The following is a 17,140-nucleotide window of genomic DNA, read 5'->3' as shown; positions in this document are numbered from 1 at the left end:
CTCAAACGATGATAGACCCACCATCCACCGCGAAATACTGGCCGGTGATATGACGCGACGCTTCGCTCGCGAGAAACACAATCGGGCCCTTGAGATCTTCGTCGCCGCCCAGACGCTGCAACGGCGTGCGCGAGACGATCGTGTCTTCGAGCTGATCGAGCAATCCCGCCGACATCTTCGACGGGAAAAACCCCGGGCAGATCGCGTTGACGTTGATGTTGTACTTGCCCCATTCCGCCGCGAGCGCCCGCGTGAAATTGATCGCCGCCGCCTTCGACGTGTTGTACGCAATCGTATTCATGCCGGGCGGCGAACCCTTCAATCCAGCCACCGAAGCGATATTGACGATCTTGCCCGCCCGCCGCGGAATCATGCTGCGCTTACCGACTTCACGCGCGAGGAAAAACGGCGCGTTGACGTTCAGGTTCATCACCTTGTGCCACGCTTCGTCGGGATAGTCTTCGGCGGGTGCGCCCCACGTGGCGCCCGCGTTGTTCACCAGAATATCGATGCGGCCATGCATCCCCAGCACTTCATCGACCAACCCAGGAATACCCTCGAAACGCTGCAGATCGTTGACCACCGTTTGCACCTCGATACCGCGGCTTTGCAGATGTTTTTGGGCTTCCGCCAACTCATCCGCCTTACGCGCGGTGATAGCCACACGGCAGCCCATTTCGCCGAGCGCTTCGGCCATTTGCAAGCCGAGTCCACGCGAGCCGCCGGTGATCAGTGCAACCTTGCCGTCCAGTTGAAACAGGTCTTTCACAGACATCCTATGCTCCTCCATTTGTTCTGCAATGCAGATTGGAATTCCAGTTTTTTTCAACCATCATACGTGCCGGAATTCGGCCTGTAAATAAAAGCACGCCCATTCACTTTTGTTATAGACTGGCATGCGTCGTTGATCGGTGGGTGATCGGGACTTACCCGAATACCGCGCTTTTCCATTGCGCTGTGCAGCTACATTGCGATGTGTTTTTCGCACACCCTGTCTAGCTGTTCTGCATAGCGGCTTATCTTCGAACAGGTCTTCTTTCATGCAAGATGCGCTGATCATCAATTCGCGAGATCTGGAGTTCCAGTTGTTCGAGGTGCTCGAGGCGGAGACGCTCACATGCCGCGTGCGGCACGCGGACCACAGCCGCGAAACCTTCAACGCGGCGCTCGATACCGCGCACGCGGTCGCCGCCGAAAAGTTCGCCACGCACAACCGCCTGTCCGACGAACACGAACCGCAATTCGACGGTGAGCGGGTCACCCTGCCGGCCGAAGTGAAAGAGGCGCTGGACGCATTGCGCGCCACCGGTTTTCTCGCCGCGGGTAAAGACTACGAATGGGGCGGCATGCAATTGCCGTCGGTGATTTCGTTTGCCTGCCTGTCGCTCTTCAAGAGCGCCAACATCGCCACCGCGTCTTACGCGATGCTGACCACGGCGAATGCGAATGTCATCGAGCGTTTCGGCAGCGCGGCGCAAAAGCGCAAGTACTTGCAGGCGCTATTCGAAGGCCGCGCGTTCGGCACCATGGCGCTCACCGAACCGCAAGCCGGTTCGAGCCTGTCCGATCTCGTCACCAGCGCCACGCTCAACGCAGACGGCACTTACTCGATTCGCGGCAACAAGATATTCATTTCAGGCGGCGACCACGAGTTGAGCGAGAACATCGTGCACCTCGTGCTCGCGCGGATTCCCGGCGGGCCGCCGGGCGTCAAAGGTATTTCGCTCTTCACGGTGCCGAAGTACCACGTCAATGAAGACGGCAGCCGCGGCGCGCGCAACGACGTCGCGCTCGCGGGGCTGATTCACAAGATGGGGTGGCGCGGCACGACGTCGACCATGCTGTCGTTCGGTGAGCATGGCGAGTGCATCGGCGAGCTGGTGGGCGAACCGCATCAGGGCCTCGCCTGCATGTTCCACATGATGAACGAGGCGCGTATCGGCGTCGGGCTTGGCGCAGTGATGCTCGGCTATCGCGGCTATCTGGCGTCGCTCGACTATGCGCGCGAACGGCCGCAAGGACGCCGCCCGGACAACAAGAACCCGCTCGATCCGCAACTGCCGCTGATCGAACATGCGGACGTGCGCCGCATGCTGCTAGCGCAAAAAGCCTATGTGGAAGGCGCGTATGCATTGTGTCTGTACGCGGCGCGTCTGGTCGACGAACAGAACACTGGTGAGAGCGATATCGCGCGCGCCGAAGCAGGCCTGCTGCTCGATCTGCTGACGCCGGTGGTGAAATCCTGGCCGTCGCAATGGTGTCTCGAAGCGAATAGCCTCGCGATCCAGATTCACGGCGGCTACGGTTATACGCGTGAATATCCGGTCGAGCAGTTCTATCGCGACAACCGGCTGAACATGATTCACGAAGGCACGCACGGCATTCAGGCAATCGATCTGCTGGGCCGCAAAGTGGTGATGAAACAGGGTGCCGCGCTCAAGCAACTGGAACGCGAGATTCAACGCACGCTAGACGCCGCGCACGCTCATGCGCCGCTGCAAGCGCATGCGGACGCGCTGAGCCAGGCATGGCGCGAATTGACCGACACCGTGGAGGCGTTGCTGCCCACGCTCGCCCACGAAAGCGAACGCGCGCTCGCCAATGCGAATGCTTTTCTCGAAGCATTCGGTCATATCGTGCTGGCGTGGACGTGGTTGCGGCAGGCGATCGTTGCAAGCGCCGCGCTACCGAAGGTGAGCAACACGGCTGACAGGGATTTCTATCGCGGCAAGCTGCACGCGTGCCAATGGTTCTTCCGGTGGGAATTGCCGCGTGTCTCGCTGATGCTGACCACGTTGCGTGGTCTGGACGACACCACGCTTAGCATGGCGCCGCAGTGGTTTTGATGCAGCGATTTGTTCGGAGCCCTGCCGCTCAATGCGACAGCGCCGTTTCCAGTTGCGTCACCACGTCGATCAGGCGCGGCCGCACTTCTTCGAGCAGAAACTCTTTCGAGAGCTTGAACGACGGGCCGCCCACATTGATCGCCATGATGGGCAGCTCGCCGCCCGGCTGGAATGCGCGCGCAATGCCGTTCACATCCTTCTGCCAGTCGCCGAACGAAGTCGTCACACCGAGCGCGCTGTAATCGTCGAGCGCTTTCTCGATGCCACGGCGGGTTTTGGGCCAGGCAACGTGATCGAGTTCGCGCACCTGCTCCATGAAGCTGAGACGATCATGCTCGGGAATCGCCGCGAGCCATGCTCGCCCGATCGCCGAGGTGGCGACCGGAATGCGCGAGCCGACTTCGAGCGTCAACGTGAGTGCGACCGAGCCGCGGCAGTTCTCCACGTAGATCATCGAGAGCCGGTCGCGCGTGCCCAACGACACCGTCGCGCCGGAGATGTCGGCCAGTTCCTGCATGACCGGCCTCGCGATCTTGCGGACATCGAGGCGCGCCAGCATCGCGCTGCCCAACGCCAGAGAAGCCGTACCGAGCCGGTATTTACCACTCTCTTTCAGATGAATCAGATAACCGAGCAAGGTAAGCGTATGGGTCAGCCGCGAGACCGTGGACTTCGGCAGCCGGCAACGCAGCGCCAGTTCCTGATTGCTCAGCGACTTGTCGCCCGAACGAAAACACGCGAGCACTTCGAGTCCGCGCGCGAGTGCTGTGACGAAGTGCCGGTCGTCCTTATGCGCTTCGTGCGCGGTGCGGCTGGCGAGCAGCGCAGGCGCGCCGGTGGAGGCAGCCGACGCGGGCGCCGGATCGGCGACATCGGGACTGTCGGCAGGACGATCGGCCGGGCTGTGATGGGTTTTGCTCAAAACGAAACGCGCTCCCGCGAAACGGCTGTATTTGAAGGACACACCGCGCCCAGGGATCGTCGGTGATCCGGGTCGCGGAATTATAGTCTGAAACTTTGCGCGCTCTGAACGGCCACCCTGGCGCCTCGAAAGCATCGACGCGCACGCATCGAAACACACCACACCGAGGCCAGTTTTTCCAGCATGAGCGCGTTGGCTGGAGTATTGTTTAAGCGCGCCGGGAGCGCCGCAGCCTCACTCTTCTACAAGACAGGGTGCTCCTCGTGGGCAGAAAAGTGCTCGCAAGCGCGTGGTTTTTTGCATGCAACGAAGCGACATCAACTTTTCGAGGATGGAGAAAACGTGAAAACAGTCAATCTTTTGAAGGCGCTCGGCATTGCATTGTGTGTGGCGACGGCGTCCAGCGCCTACGCCCAGGCGAGCGATGCGATGGCGTCCGGCGATATGGGCATGGCAGCACCGAGTGCAAAATCCGTGAAGAAGACGGACCGCACGTTGGGCCTGCAAGTGCGCAAAGCATTGGCGAAAGCCCAGGGCTTCGACGTGTCGAACGTGTTTGTCCGGGCTCGCGGCGGTGCGGTAACGTTGACTGGATCGGTGCCTGACGGCGCACAGATTCCGCAAGCGGAAGAAGTCGCGAAGGGTGTGGCCGGCGTGAAGTCGGTGAACAACAAGATCACCATCGGCACCCAAGGCGGTGGCGGCGGTTAAACGCCAGGCGCTATCCGACGTACTTAACGTCGAACCAGGCCGACGAGGTAGCGGCACACCTCGTCGCCCGCATTGAAGAATTCGCATTCGGCCGGCGCGCCGAGTTGCAGACAATCCCCCGCTTCGAGCCGGTAAATCTGCCGGCCTTCCCGAAACGTCAACACCCCTTGCGTGACCCAGATCTGCTGATGCTGAAACACGAACGCATCCGACGGATACGGGACTTTCACGCCCACGGGCAATTCGATCTCCAGTAGTTCGAGCACGCCGCCGGTGGGCGGCGAAATGCGCCGCCGGATATAGCCCGTTTCAGGGTCCTGCCAGACCGCTTGCTGCGCGTGGCGTGCGAGCCGTTCGCCGGTCTGCTCGGCGAGCGCGAGCAAGGTCGACAAGGTCAAGCCGAACGCGCCCGACAAACGCCCGAGCACCGTCGCGGTGGGACTCGCCTCGCCGCGCTCGATCTTGCTGATCATCGCCTTCGAAACGCCGGAGCGCTCCGCCAGTTCGCTCAACGACCAGTTACGCGCCTCGCGCTCAGTCTTCACGCGCGACGAGATCGCCTGGGTCAGATCGACAGCAACGGATTCGGACATGGCAGCGGAGAGTTCGACAAAGTGAGCACCGGCGAATTATATCGACGCGTTTTGCAGCGCTACGGCATGGGCTTGCAACCGGGCTGGACGGGCTGCGTCGGCCGCACGCATTGACCCGCGTCGACCCGATTAAAGCCCGAAATCAATGTCTTGCATAGTGATTTTTCGTCCACTATATTAAACGAACCGCTGGCGCCAGCGTCCCAGTCCCCGAACCGGAAGACACCATGCCGAAGGAAATCGTACTCAACGCGTTCGACATGAACTGCGTCGGTCACATCCAGCAAGGCCTGTGGACGCATCCACGCGATCAGTCCACCCGCTATCGGGACTTGCAGTACTGGACCGACTACGCCCGCACGCTGGAAGCCGGCCTGTTCGACGGCATCTTTTTCGCGGACGTGGCGGGCGTCTACGACGTCTATGGCGGCAATCCCGACGCGGCGATTCGCGGCGCGGTCCAGGTGCCGGTCAACGATCCGACGCTGCTGATCCCTGCCATGGCGGCAGTCACGCAGCATCTGTCGTTCGGCGTCACGTCGAACCTCTCGGTCGAGCAGCCGTATCTGTTCGCGCGCCGCATGTCGACGCTCGATCATCTGACGCGCGGCCGGGTCGGCTGGAACATCGTCACGGGTTATCTGGACAGCGCGTCGCGCGCGATCGGCCTCACCGGCCAGATGGCGCACGACGACCGCTACGACCTCGCGGACGAATATATGGAACTGGTCTACAAACTGTGGGAATGCAGTTGGGAAGACGACGCGGTGCTGTGCGACCGGGAGCAGCGCCTCTATGCGGACGCGTCGAAAGTGCATGTGATCCATCATCACGGCAAGCAGTATCGGGTCGATGCGATGCATCTTAGCGAACCGTCGCCGCAGCGCACGCCGGTGCTGTATCAGGCGGGTTCCTCCACACGCGGCAAGCAGTTCGCCGCGGCGCACGCGGAATGCGTGTTCGTCAACGGTCAGGCGAAGCCCGCGGTCAAAGCGATCGTCGACGACATTCGCGCGCATGCCGTGGCTGCCGGCCGTCGCGCGGACGATATCAAGGTGCTGCTCGGCCAAACCATCATAACGGGCCGCACGGATCGCGACGCGCAGGACAAATACGCGGAGTATCAGCGTTACGTCAGTTCGGAGGCGGCGCTCGTGCATGCGGCCGCGTCGCTCGGTATCGATTTCGCGCGCTACGACCTCGACGAACCGATCGAGACCGGCAAGAGCCAGGCGATCGTCTCGAACATCGAGGCGATGACGCGCGCCGCCGGGCCGCAATGGACCAAACGCAAACTGCTCGAACAGATGGTGCTGGGCAGCCGCCAGGCGCCGCTCGTCGGCTCGGCAGACCGGATCGCCGACGAACTGATCGCGTGGACCGAGGAAACCGGCGTGGATGGCTTCAATCTGTCGCGCACGGTCGCGCCGGAATGCTTCGAGGATTTCATCGAACTGGTCGTGCCGGTGTTGCAGGAGCGAGGGGCGTATAAGCGCGCGTATCGCGACGGCACGTTGCGTGACAAGCTGTTCGGTCACGCGCGCCTGCCCGCCACGCACACGGCGGCACGTTTTCGCTCGCCGGACTGCGCGGCCGCGCAGCCCCTCGCCGACGGAGGCGCTCATGATTGACAAGCTCAGCTTCCGCGACGCGATGGCCGGACTCGGCGCGGCCGTCAACATCGTGACCAGCGACGGCGCGGCGGGTCGCGCCGGCTGCACCGCGTCGGCGGTCTGCGGCGTGACGGACGAGCCGCCTACGCTGCTGGTCTGCATCAATCGAAGCAGCCGTAATAACGCGGCGTTTCGCGCCAACGGCCAGCTTTGCGTCAACGTGCTGAGCGCCGAACAGCAGGCGCTCGCGGCGCATTTCGCCAGCAGCGCGCTGCCGGTCGACGAACGCTTCGCCGCCGCGCAATGGAACACGCTGACGACCGGCGCGCCGGCGCTGGATGGCGCGCTCGCGTCGCTGGACTGCGAGATCGAATCGGTAACGGAGATCGGTACGCACACCGTATTCTTTTGCGCGGTGAAGGCCGTGCAAACGCAGGGCGCCGGCGATGCGCTGATTTACTACGGCCGCCGTTACCATCGGGTCGGCGCGCGCTCCGTTCATGCGGCGCATGCCGCTGAACCGGCGGCATGAACGAAGTTCCACGAAAGCGCCACGAACCACCGCTCAAGATCACACCACCCAGCAGCCCACGACCCGCATGAACAACGCTCCGGCCACCCCGTCCCCGCCGCTCGCCGCGATGGCGGGAAAAACGCGTTCGCTGGTCATTCTGCTGCTCTGCCAGGTCGGCGCGATGAGCGTGTGGTTTTCGTCGTCGGCGGTCGTGGCGATCGTCAAACAGGCGCAGGGACTCTCCGCGTTGCAAGCCACCTTGCTGACCAGCGCGGTGCAGGCCGGATTCGTCGCGGGCACGGTGACGAGCGCGCTGCTGTCGCTCGCCGACCGCTTCGATCCGCGACGACTCTTCATGGCCAGCGCGCTGACGGCCGGCGGGGTCACGGCGTCGCTCGCGTTCATCGCGCCGGCGAGTCCGCTCGCGATCCTGTTGCGCTTTATCACCGGCATCTGCATGGCGGGGGTTTATCCGGTCGGCATGCGGCTCGCGGCCACCTGGGCCAAAGGCGATCTCGGCCTGCTGATCGGGCTGCTGGTCGGCGCCCTCACCTTCGGCTCGGCGAGCCCGCATCTGCTGGCGGCGCTCGGCGGCTCGAACTGGCGCGCGATCTACGGCATCTCGGCCGGCTGCGCTTTGCTGGCCGGCGTGGCGATCCTGCTGTGCGGCGTCGGGCCGGGCATGGCGCGCGCGGTCCGCATCGACTGGACGGCGCTCGCCGCCGCGTGGCGCAACCCGGCGCTGCGGCTCGCGAATCTCGGCTATCTCGGTCACATGTGGGAGCTTTATGCGATGTGGGCCTGGCTCGCCGTATTCCTGCAGACGAGCTTCGCCGCGGCCGGCATGCCGCAGCCGCGCGTGGCCGCCGAATGGCTGACCTTCGGCGCGGTCGCGGCCGGCGCGCTCGGCGCGTGGCTCGGCGGCGTGCTGGCGGATCGCCTCGGCCGCACCACGCTGACGGTCGGCGCCATGGCGATGAGCGGCGCCTGCGCCGCGCTGATGGGCTGGCTGCCCGGCGCGCCGGTGTGGCTGATCGCGACGGTCGCGCTGTGTTGGGGGGTGTCGGTGATCGCCGATTCGGCGCAGTTTTCGGCGAGCATCGCGGAGCTGGCGGAACCGGCGTCGATCGGCACGCTGCTGACCGCGCAAACCTGCGCGGGTTTTCTGCTGACGCTCGTCAGCATCCATCTGGTGCCGGACGTGGTTGCGCTGGCCGGCTGGCGTGGCGCTTTCAGCATGCTGGCGATCGGCCCGCTGCTCGGCTGTGTCGCGATGCTGCGTCTGCGGAGATTGCCGGACGCGCGGCGGCTCGCGGGCGGGCGGCGTTGAAGCAACGTTGAGTGGCCAGTTGAACACGCAAGCAACCGGCAATCGACTGAAGAAAAGTTAGCGATCCTAGCTTCCAAACGGACACGCCAATCCGCTTCGATCCCGCTTAAAACCCGCGCTAATCCGCATCAATCTTCATACCAGCCCCGACGTCAGGTTCATATTTCTTCATGACCAACTCGCGATCAGCCGATAAAATGCGCGCTTGCCTGAAAGACCACAGTCCGGCCTGACCGCGCAAACCCTTTCGCAGTCCTTTCACCCCACTCTATTCGTCGCATGAAAAGCAGCATCATGAGCCTGGCGGTCAACCGCCGCCACCGTCTTGCTGCGTTCGCGGTTTCCGGATTGATTCTGGGCACGGTGCTCGCGGTGCTGCCGGTCGCGCGTCTGCCCGCCACGACGATCGCACCGTTTCTGCCGCTCTTCACGATGGCCGTCATCGCGACGGAAGGCCTCACCGCCTACCTGCTGTGGACGCAATTCATGATCACGCGGGCGGCCTTTCTGGCCGCTCTCGCCGGCGCTTACGTGTACACGGCCTTCACCGTCGCCGTGCAGTTGCTGGCGTTTCCGGGCGTGTTCTCCGCCACCGGCCTGCTCGGCGCGAGTCCGCAAAGCGCGGTGTGGATCTGGGCGTTCTGGCACGGCGGCTCGCCGCTGCTGGTAGTGATCGCGCTGTGGGTGAGGCGGCGTTTTCCCACGCCGCTGGTCGCGCCGGGCGCCGCGGCACGGGCAGGCGCCGTGCTATGCGGCGGGCCGCTGCTGCTGTCGATGCTGGTCTGCTACGTCGCGATCCGCCACGCGGACGCGCTGCCGGCGCTGGTCAGCGAAGAGACGTATACGAGGCTGCCGCATAGCCCGTCCGGGATCGGCATCGCGCTCATCAGTGCGGCGGCGCTGCTTTGCCTCATTGCCTCGACACGCTTGCGCACCCTGCTCGACCTGTGGCTCGGCGTCGCGATGCTCGCCGGTCTCGGCGATATCGTCGTGACGCTGGCGGCGAACTCGCGCTTCAGCATCGGCTGGTACGTTGCGCGGGTCGCGTCGGTGCTGGCGTCGAGCACCGTGCTCGGCGTGCTGATCTGGGAAATCAGCCACCTGTACCGCGAATTGCACACCGCCAACGCGCGGCTGAGCGAATTCGCCGCGCGCGACGGCCTCACCGGCCTGTACAACCGCCGCTACTTCGACGAGCGCTATCCGGAAGCACTGGCGCGCGCGCAAGCGGCCGCGTATCCGCTTTCGCTGATGATGGTGGACATCGATCATTTCAAACGTTTCAACGACACCCTGGGCCACCTGCACGGCGACGACACGCTAAACGCCGTGGCCGCCGTCTTGCAGTCGAGCCTGCGGCGCAGCGGCGATTTCATCGCGCGTTACGGCGGGGAGGAATTCGTCGTGGTGTTGCCGGATTGCGGCGCGCAGATGGCCAGTCAACTGGCCGAACGATTGCGCGTAGCGGTCGTGCAGCGCGGCGTGGCGGCGCCGTTTACGCCGGCCGGCCGGGTGACGGTGTCGGTGGGGATCGCCACCACGCGCAACAGCGAGCTGGCGGCGCCGGACGGGCTGCTCGCGCAGGCCGACGCGGCGCTTTATCGTGCGAAGGAAGCCGGGCGGAATCGCGTGGCGGCTTGAGGTCTCACTCAACCCACCCAGTGTCCCGGGACCCATTGCCAGTGATTGCCTTCCCAGCGGTAGTGGCCCTTCACCCAGTGATAGCCTGGCGCCGGCGCGGCCGGGACGACTTCGACGAGCGGCGCGGGCTGCGCCGGCCGGGCCGGTTCCACCACGCAAGCTGACAGGACCACGGCACAAAGACCCGCAATCGAAACGGCGCGTACAGACGATCTGATTTTCATTTTTCCTCTCCTGAGTGTTTTTTAGGTGAACCGGTTTTCTGCTTCTACTTCTGCTTCTACTTCCTGTTTCTGCCTACTGCTTCTTCTACGCCCGCACGACCCCCGTCAGCGGCCGCGCGGTTGAACCGAACAGCGCGCTAGCCGTGCGCTGCGGATCGAGCCCAAGACTTTCACCGGCCGTCCCAGCAATCACCGCGTCCAGCGACGTGGTCGGTTTCAGGTCGCGCGCTTCATAAAGCGCGTGCGGCGCGAGGCCGGGCCAATCCGAAATCACCCGTCCGCCCGCCACCGACCCGCCCAGCACCATCGCCACCGATCCCGTGCCGTGGTCCGTGCCACCCGTGCCGTTGGCGGCGGCGGTCCGTCCGAACTCCGTCGCCACCAGCACCGTGGTTTTGCTCCACAACGGCCCCATGCCGTCGCGCAACGACGCGAGCATCGTGTCGAGCGCTTTCAACTGATTGGCGAGACGCGGGTTCTGCGCGCTGTGCGTGTCCCAGCCGCCGGTTTCGATCATCGCGATACGCGGACCGTCGTCGCGCGACAGAAAACCCGCGGCGAGCTTGCCGAGGCTGGCCGGGTCCTGACGCGCGCCGGCGTCGCCCGCGAGGCCGCGTGCCGCCATCGCCGAATCCCACAGCGGACGCAACTGCGCGTCCTGGTCGTACAGTTGCGCGACGCGCGTGAGCAGATCGTCGGGCGCTTGCGGCAGCGCCGACGGCGCGTACGACGTCACCTGCGCCGCGCCGCGCAGCGCCATCGGCACGGTCGGCGCGAAAGCGATCGCGTTTTCTCGCGTGGCGGGCAACTGGGCGACGAGCCGGTTCAGCCAGCCGTCCTTCATCTGATACGGCGCGGTGCCGCCGGTCTCCAGCACGTTCTGGCCGTCGAAATGCGAGCGGTCGCGATACGGCGACGCCACCGCGTGCACGAACAGCGCCTGGCGATTCGCATACATCGACGCGGTTTGCGCGAGCGCCGGATGCAACGCGAACGTGCCGTCGAGCTTCGCCGCGTTCGACGTATCGATCGCCAGCGCGCCGCGCAGATTCGCATAAGCGGGATCGGCGTACGGCACGACGATGTTCAACCCGTCGGCCGCGCCGCGCTGGATCACGAAAACGAAACGGCGATCGGTGGCGACACTCGCGAACACGATCTGCGGCGATACGAGCATCGCGCCGGCGCCCGCAGCGGCAACGCTCAGAAATTTACGGCGTGACAACATGGCATTCATCTCCGTTGAAAATCCGGCGACACCAGCAACAGCGCGATCGCCGTCGAGGCACTCTCGGCCCGCGACACCGCCGTCGCGGTCGGCTCGCTGAGCGAACCGGCCGTCAAGGTCTGGCCGAGCGAGCGGGCATCGAGCCGGTCGCCCACCCGCGACGCGAAACGCTGCGCCATCTCCACCCGGCGCACCAGCGCGTCGGGCGCGGCCCAACTCGCGGCGATATCGTCGTAACCGGCGGGCGAGCCAGGCCGCCACACCGGCTGGCCGAGCTGCGTGAGAATCGGTGCGGTCTGCAGCTTGCCGAGGTCCTGCCAGCCGAGCCCGCGCATCGACGAAATGGTCCACTCCCACGGCGTCTTGAACTTCACGGCCGTGGGCGACCACGCTTCGTGACTGTCGATGAGCGCCCGATAGACCGTCGGCAGATCGCCGCCGCTGCGCTCGAACGCGCTGGCAAGCCGCTCAGTCACGCCGGGCGGCGGATTGTCGGCCACGAAATGCCGCGCCAGCTTGCCGCCGATATGCTGCGCGGTGGCCGGTGCCGCACCGAGGTCGTGCAGGATCGCAAGCGCCTGCTGTTCGCCGGGCTGGTCGTAGCGGCGACCCATGATGGTCCGCGAGCCCGGCTCGTGCAGCGCGGCGCGAAACACGAACGTGCCGGGCGCGGCGTCGGGCTGCGCGCCGAAGCGTCGCGCGTTGCCGCCGGCGCCTTTGCCGCTGCCGGCGGCGAGACTCCAGCCGGTCAGCGCGCGAGCGAATTCGGTGACGTCGTCCTGGCTATAACCGCTGCGCACGCCGAGCGTGTGCAGCTCCATGATTTCGCGCGCGAGATTTTCGTTCAGCCCACGTTTGAGCTCCGGATTGCGTTGCTCGGCGCGCAGCGCGGCCATGCTGTCCGGTCCGACCGAACGCGTCTGATCGAGAAACAACTGCATGGCCGGATGACGTTCGACCGCGACCAGCATGTCCTCGAAACGGCCGAGCACGTGCGGGCGAATCGCTTCGGCTTCGAACGAACCGGCCAGCGCGGCGACGCCGGGCTTTTCGGTGGAGACGGCAAAGTGATTGGCCCAGAAATGCACCAACCGCTCGACGAACGGCGTCTGCGTGGTCAACGCACTTTCCACCCGCGCATTCACCGATGAGCGGTACAGGTCGAGTATTTCGCCGCGAATGGCTTTCCGTTCGGCTTGTTTGGCGGTTTGAGCGGCGTCTTGCGGTGGGTTGGTTGCGTCGGTCTGCGCCGCCGTTTGCGCATTCTGCTGGAGCCTGGCTTGCGCGCCGGGTCGCGGTGCGGGCTGCGCATTTGCCTGATTTGGCGTCTGATTTGGCGTCTGATTCCCCGCCGCATCGGCGGCCGGATTCTGGCGGTTCTGCTGATTGAGCTCCATGCGCTCCTGCAGCAACTCGGTGGACAGCGCCACCGAGTTCGGCTGGCTCGCCCACGCGGCCGGTCGCGGCTGGTACTGCTCCAGTTGTGCGAGCAACCAGCCCTTCGGGTCGGCGGGCGGCGTGTCGTCGGCCCGCGCGCCCAGGCCGAAGCGATTCAGTGCAATCGCGGCGGCATTCAGGTTCGGTGAGTTGGCCATACCATCCTCTTCGGCGTTCGATAGGGTTTAAACGGCCCGCGCGTGAAAATCCGTCGCGTGTGACGGCGTTTTAATTCGCCGACGATCCGCTCGAAGTCGGGTTCGGCGGGTTCTGCGAGTTGGCCTGGTTCGGCTGATCGGCCGGCTTCTTCTTCGGCGCCGGCGCGGTTTCGCGCCATTGACCGCGCACCTTCAGGCTGTCGGCGAACTCGACGCGCTCCTCGGGCGACAGCGTCGCCGCGAAATCCGCCACGCTGCCTTCCACGTTCGCGCGCAGATTGCTGTCGGCGGCGCGCGTGCGGGCGAGCGCCGCGTCCAGCGCCGCGCGATCGAACTGCGGCGCGGCCAGCAGGCGCAACACTTCACGACGCCCTTCCTTACCCTCGCGGGCAAAGTCGCGCCCGTCGCGGCGCGCCTGCTTCAAGCCGGCGATAAAGGCCTGCTGCCGCTCGGCGGACAACGGCTCGGCGGCGAAGCGCAGCGCGCGCTGCTGCGCCGTCACCGCCGCCGTCGCGCGATGCGCCGCGAGCCACTGATACGCGCCGCCCACGATCGCGCCGAACAGAAACACATTGACCACCAGCGACGCCGCCAGCACGAATTTCAATGACCGGCCGTTCATTCGCCGCTCCAATCGGCGGAGGTCCCACCGAAGCTCGAAGTTAAATAGGAAGACTCATGCACCGGCGGCACCGATTCGGTCAGCACGAAGAACGACACGGCGAACGCGCCGGCCGCGCCGCCCAGCAGGCCGACGCCCGCCACCGCCGCGCCCGACCACCACCAGCGTCGTGGCGCGGCCGGCTGGCGCACCGGCGCGCTGCGGATCACCCGCTCGCGCAGCGCCGCGCCCGGCGGCTCGACCTTGTCGGCGGCGAGCCACGCATCGAGGCCGGCGGCCTCGGTCAGCAACGCGTCGGCTTCGGCGCGGTGCAACGTGGCCCACGCCTGCGCCGCCGCGCGCTCCGTTTGCGGCCAGCGGCGCGCATCGGCGCCATAGGCCTCGACGATCTGATGAAATCTTTCGGGCGTCATGATGTGTCCTTGCTAAGGCCGCTGCCGGCCAGTTGAGCGCGCAGATTGCGGCGCGCGCGTGCCAGCAGGCTTTCCAACGCATCGACGGTGATGCCCATCAGGGCGGCAGCGTCGATGTTCGACATTTCCTGGTAGTAGTTGAGCACCAGCGCCTCGCGTTGCCTGGCCGGCAGCGCGGCGAGCGCGGTGCGCACCCGCTCGTCCTGAGCGCGCGCTTCCAGTTGCGCATCGGGCAGCGCGGCGGGATCGGCCTCGTCCGGCAGCTCGTCGTACGGATCTTCGCGCCGGCCGCGCAAACGGTCGTAGCAAAGATTGAGCGCGACGCGATGGACCCAGGTGTCGAATTTCGCTTCGCCTTCGCGCCAGCGCGACGCCTGCTTCCAGATCCGCACGAACACCTCCTGGGCCACGTCTTCCGCCTCCATGCGATCGCCCAGCATGCGTGTGGCGAGCGCGAGCAGGCGCGGCAATTTACGCGCGACGAGCGAACGCACGGCGGCCGGATCTTGCCGGCCGACCTGTTCAAGCAGTTCCGCGTCGGGATCGCGTTCGCTCAAGGCGTGACGCTCCCCGCGGCGAGCCGGCTGCGTCGCGCGGATCGCGTTGGCCCCGGCGGCCCGGGCCGTCGCGGCCGGGGTTGCGCCGGCCACGCGGATCGCGTCGTCGGACGAAGGTCGTTCACTTGCCGCCACTCCTTCTGATGCTGCTCACGTTGGCTTCACCTTCTCACCTCGGGTTGGGCGCGCAGCGGTTTGCAAGCCGCGCGCGGATAACGAAATCGCGGGGCGTTCACTGCGTACTGCTGTGCCTGCCGACGATTGCATCGCCCCGATCAATATACGACGACTGCCGGACGATAAACCGCCGGCCGCGCCGGGTAGACCACACAGCCGGCGAGCGTCGTCGCCAGCAGAATTATCACGAGCGTTTTCATGGCAAGTTGCCTGGTTCAATCATGCAAAGCGTTCAGGCGCGCCGAAGCCCTCATAGCATGGGTTACCACGGCGCACACGGATCATGCCCAATGGCCTTCGACCCAGCGCCAGTTCGGACCGCGCTGCACCCAATGGCCCGGCACCCAGTGATAACCGACGCGCACCGGTTGCCAATGGCCCCGCACCCACACGTAGCGGCCATGGTCCCAACGCCAGCGGCCCTGATCCCACACATAGCCGTTACGCGGCGCCGGCATTACTTCGACGCGCGGCGGCGGGGGCGCCATCGGCGCGACGATCACGGCTTGCGCGAAGGCCGGTGCGGCCGTCAACGTGGCGGCACAGGTCAACGTGGCGAGAATCACGGAACTCAGCAGGCGGACCGGTTTGGTCGATGTCATGTTGGTTTCTCCCTAAGAGGCGAAGTCAGAAGCGGCTTCGTTTCTGGTTGAACGCGGCAGCGGGAAAAATCCGTCGCTTTGTTTGGCAGGAAGTTTGATGACGTGGAAGATGGGCTGACACGACTGTGTGATTCACGGCCCACTGTCGGCTCGATGACAGCAGGCGTTGTGCAAATGAAGGGTTATCGCCCACCCGTGAGGTATGCTTTCCCGCTTCCCCACCTCCTCTCTCTACACGCCCCGATGGCCGATTTCCCTTTCGACGCCGTACTCTTCGACTGCGACGGCGTGCTCGTCGACTCAGAACCGATTACTAACCGCGTGCTGTGCGAGATGCTCGGCGAGTTGGGCTGGCAGTTGAGCGTGGCGGAAACCATGCGCATTTTCGTCGGCAAGGCGGTTCGGGACGAAGCGGCGCTGATCGAAGCGCGTACCGGCGTCGCGATTACCCCTGAGTGGCTGATGCAGTTTCGCGCGCGGCGCAATGCGGCACTCGAACGCGAACTGGTGGCGATTCCCGGCTCGGCGTCGGCGGTGCGGGCGCTGCATGCGGCGTTGAATGGACGCATCGCGGTGGCGTCCGGCGCGGATCGTATCAAGGTGGAGTTGCAGCTCGTCAAGGCGGGCATTCTCGACTGCTTCGAAGGACGCGTTTTCAGCGGTCACGAAACGCCGCGCAACAAGCCGTTTCCCGATGTTTACCTGGCCGCGGCCGCCGGATTGGGCGTAGACCCGAAGCGTTGCGCGGTGGTGGAAGATACGGTGACGGGCGCGACCGCGGGCGTCGCGGCCGGCGCCACCGTGTTCGGCTATTGCCCGCAGGAACTCGGCCATAGCAGCGTGACCGCGCTGCATGGCGTCGGCGCGGTGCAGGTGTTTCGCGACATGGCCGAACTGCCGGCGCTGCTTGCGGGATGGCGCGGGGCTTAACGGGGTTAAGAGCGGGGGTTAAGAGCGGGGGTTAAGAGCGGGGGTTAAGAGCGGGGGTTAAAAGCAGGGGTTAAAAGCGAGCGTCAAGAGCGAGCGTTGAAGCGCGCGTCAAAGCGGGCATTCAAGCGGGCATCAATGCGCACTCAATCGCCTGCCCGAACGCCTGCCCAAGCCTCTACTCATCTATTCAAACGCCGGATCGATCGGCACGCGGTATCCGACCGCCAGCCGGTTGGTCTCGTTCGCCATGCCGACCACGGCCAGCAGTTCGCCGAACATCTCGTCGGTCATACCGGCGCGACGCGCGGCGGCCGTATGGCTCGCCACGCAGTAGCCGCAGTTGTTCGTCACGCTCACCGCGACGTACAGCAATTCCTTGATCAGCGGATCGAGCGCACCCGGCGCCATCACGTCTTTCAAGCTGTCCCAGGTGCGCGCGAGCGTGGGCGGATGATGGGCGATGAACTTCCAGAAATTGTTGACGTCCTCGACCTGACGGGTCTGCTTGATGTCGTCGTACACGGCTTTGACTTCGGGCGATGCCGAGGCGTAATCGACGGCTTTAAGCTGGCTCATGCGTGCTCCTTTCTGGCTGACGGGTATCGGCGAAGCATGCGCGAGC

Annotated in this window: 18 protein-coding genes; 7 read left to right on the top strand and 11 right to left on the bottom strand. The window is 65.2% G+C overall.

The window, feature by feature from the left end:
- Window position 1: 1 nt before the first annotated feature.
- Window positions 2-775: an SDR family oxidoreductase gene (locus HWY05_RS00255; RefSeq protein ID WP_176057024.1), complete on the bottom strand. Its 774-nt coding sequence runs from the start codon at window positions 773-775 to the stop codon at window positions 2-4.
- A gap of 265 nt (window positions 776-1,040) precedes the next feature.
- On the opposite strand from HWY05_RS00255, the gene HWY05_RS00250 reads away from it, so the two are divergent.
- Complete coding sequence (locus HWY05_RS00250; RefSeq protein ID WP_176057023.1) at window positions 1,041-2,846, top strand: acyl-CoA dehydrogenase; 1,806 nt, start codon at window positions 1,041-1,043, stop codon at window positions 2,844-2,846.
- A gap of 28 nt (window positions 2,847-2,874) precedes the next feature.
- Here the strand turns inward: HWY05_RS00250 and HWY05_RS00245 are convergent, their stop codons facing one another.
- Window positions 2,875-3,669, bottom strand: a complete 795-nt coding sequence (locus tag HWY05_RS00245) for an IclR family transcriptional regulator (protein ID WP_035563130.1) — start codon at window positions 3,667-3,669, stop codon at window positions 2,875-2,877.
- A gap of 441 nt (window positions 3,670-4,110) precedes the next feature.
- Between HWY05_RS00245 and HWY05_RS00240 the strand changes: the two genes are divergently transcribed.
- Window positions 4,111-4,479 carry a BON domain-containing protein gene (locus tag HWY05_RS00240; protein ID WP_176057022.1) on the top strand — a complete coding sequence of 123 codons (369 nt, stop codon included), beginning with the start codon at window positions 4,111-4,113 and terminating at the stop codon, window positions 4,477-4,479.
- A gap of 23 nt (window positions 4,480-4,502) precedes the next feature.
- Here the strand turns inward: HWY05_RS00240 and HWY05_RS00235 are convergent, their stop codons facing one another.
- A complete protein-coding gene (locus HWY05_RS00235; RefSeq protein ID WP_035556953.1) occupies window positions 4,503-5,072 on the bottom strand; it encodes an XRE family transcriptional regulator in 570 nt (189 codons plus the stop codon).
- A 227-nt stretch (window positions 5,073-5,299) separates the two neighbouring features.
- Here HWY05_RS00235 and HWY05_RS00230 point away from each other — a divergent pair, with 227 nt between their 5' ends.
- The 4 genes from HWY05_RS00230 (at window position 5,300) to HWY05_RS00215 (ending at window position 10,170) form a co-directional block, all read left to right on the top strand.
- A complete protein-coding gene (locus tag HWY05_RS00230; RefSeq protein ID WP_176057021.1) occupies window positions 5,300-6,703 on the top strand; it encodes an LLM class flavin-dependent oxidoreductase in 1,404 nt (467 codons plus the stop codon).
- Window positions 6,696-7,217: a flavin reductase gene (locus HWY05_RS00225; RefSeq protein WP_176057020.1), complete on the top strand. Its 522-nt coding sequence runs from the start codon at window positions 6,696-6,698 to the stop codon at window positions 7,215-7,217. Before HWY05_RS00230 ends, HWY05_RS00225 begins: the two co-directional genes overlap by 8 nt.
- 67 nt (window positions 7,218-7,284) lie before the next feature.
- Window positions 7,285-8,529 (top strand): MFS transporter, encoded by a 1,245-nt coding sequence (locus HWY05_RS00220; protein WP_081936127.1) that lies wholly within the window; start codon window positions 7,285-7,287, stop codon window positions 8,527-8,529.
- Window positions 8,530-8,808: 279 nt separating this feature from the next.
- Window positions 8,809-10,170 carry a sensor domain-containing diguanylate cyclase gene (locus HWY05_RS00215; RefSeq protein ID WP_176057019.1) on the top strand — a complete coding sequence of 454 codons (1,362 nt, stop codon included), beginning with the start codon at window positions 8,809-8,811 and terminating at the stop codon, window positions 10,168-10,170.
- A gap of 8 nt (window positions 10,171-10,178) precedes the next feature.
- On the opposite strand, the gene HWY05_RS00210 is transcribed toward HWY05_RS00215, so the two are convergent.
- From HWY05_RS00210 to HWY05_RS00180, 7 genes are all read right to left on the bottom strand, one after another.
- The gene (locus HWY05_RS00210; protein WP_035556941.1) at window positions 10,179-10,394 is read right to left on the bottom strand and encodes a YXWGXW repeat-containing protein; all 216 of its coding nucleotides are present in this window, start codon (window positions 10,392-10,394) and stop codon (window positions 10,179-10,181) included.
- 85 nt (window positions 10,395-10,479) lie between these two features.
- Window positions 10,480-11,622: a DUF1501 domain-containing protein gene (locus HWY05_RS00205; protein ID WP_176057018.1), complete on the bottom strand. Its 1,143-nt coding sequence runs from the start codon at window positions 11,620-11,622 to the stop codon at window positions 10,480-10,482.
- A 5-nt stretch (window positions 11,623-11,627) separates the two neighbouring features.
- Window positions 11,628-13,217, bottom strand: coding sequence for a DUF1800 domain-containing protein (locus HWY05_RS00200; RefSeq protein ID WP_176057017.1), 1,590 nt, complete (start codon window positions 13,215-13,217; stop codon window positions 11,628-11,630).
- 70 nt (window positions 13,218-13,287) lie between these two features.
- Window positions 13,288-13,839, bottom strand: coding sequence for a periplasmic heavy metal sensor (locus HWY05_RS00195; RefSeq protein ID WP_176057016.1), 552 nt, complete (start codon window positions 13,837-13,839; stop codon window positions 13,288-13,290).
- Window positions 13,836-14,252: a hypothetical protein gene (locus HWY05_RS00190; RefSeq protein WP_035556933.1), complete on the bottom strand. Its 417-nt coding sequence runs from the start codon at window positions 14,250-14,252 to the stop codon at window positions 13,836-13,838. The genes HWY05_RS00195 and HWY05_RS00190 overlap by 4 nt, the downstream gene beginning before the upstream one ends.
- A complete protein-coding gene (locus HWY05_RS00185; protein WP_081936370.1) occupies window positions 14,249-14,851 on the bottom strand; it encodes an RNA polymerase sigma factor in 603 nt (200 codons plus the stop codon). Before HWY05_RS00185 ends, HWY05_RS00190 begins: the two co-directional genes overlap by 4 nt.
- A gap of 416 nt (window positions 14,852-15,267) precedes the next feature.
- A complete protein-coding gene (locus tag HWY05_RS00180) occupies window positions 15,268-15,588 on the bottom strand; it encodes a YXWGXW repeat-containing protein (RefSeq protein ID WP_035556927.1) in 321 nt (106 codons plus the stop codon).
- A 243-nt stretch (window positions 15,589-15,831) separates the two neighbouring features.
- Here HWY05_RS00180 and HWY05_RS00175 point away from each other — a divergent pair, with 243 nt between their 5' ends.
- On the top strand, window positions 15,832-16,518 hold the full coding sequence (locus tag HWY05_RS00175) for an HAD family phosphatase (RefSeq protein WP_035556926.1): 687 nt from the start codon (window positions 15,832-15,834) through the stop codon (window positions 16,516-16,518).
- 183 nt (window positions 16,519-16,701) lie between these two features.
- Here the strand turns inward: HWY05_RS00175 and HWY05_RS00170 are convergent, their stop codons facing one another.
- Window positions 16,702-17,094: a carboxymuconolactone decarboxylase family protein gene (locus tag HWY05_RS00170; RefSeq protein WP_176057015.1), complete on the bottom strand. Its 393-nt coding sequence runs from the start codon at window positions 17,092-17,094 to the stop codon at window positions 16,702-16,704.
- Window positions 17,095-17,140: the final 46 nt, after the last annotated feature.

Origin of the sequence: Paraburkholderia sp. BCC1876, assembly GCF_902833695.1 — a bacterium.
Lineage (GTDB): Bacteria > Pseudomonadota > Gammaproteobacteria > Burkholderiales > Burkholderiaceae > Paraburkholderia.
The sequence above is the reverse complement of the archived record's forward strand: the minus strand, read 5'-3'. Positions and strand labels throughout refer to the sequence as shown.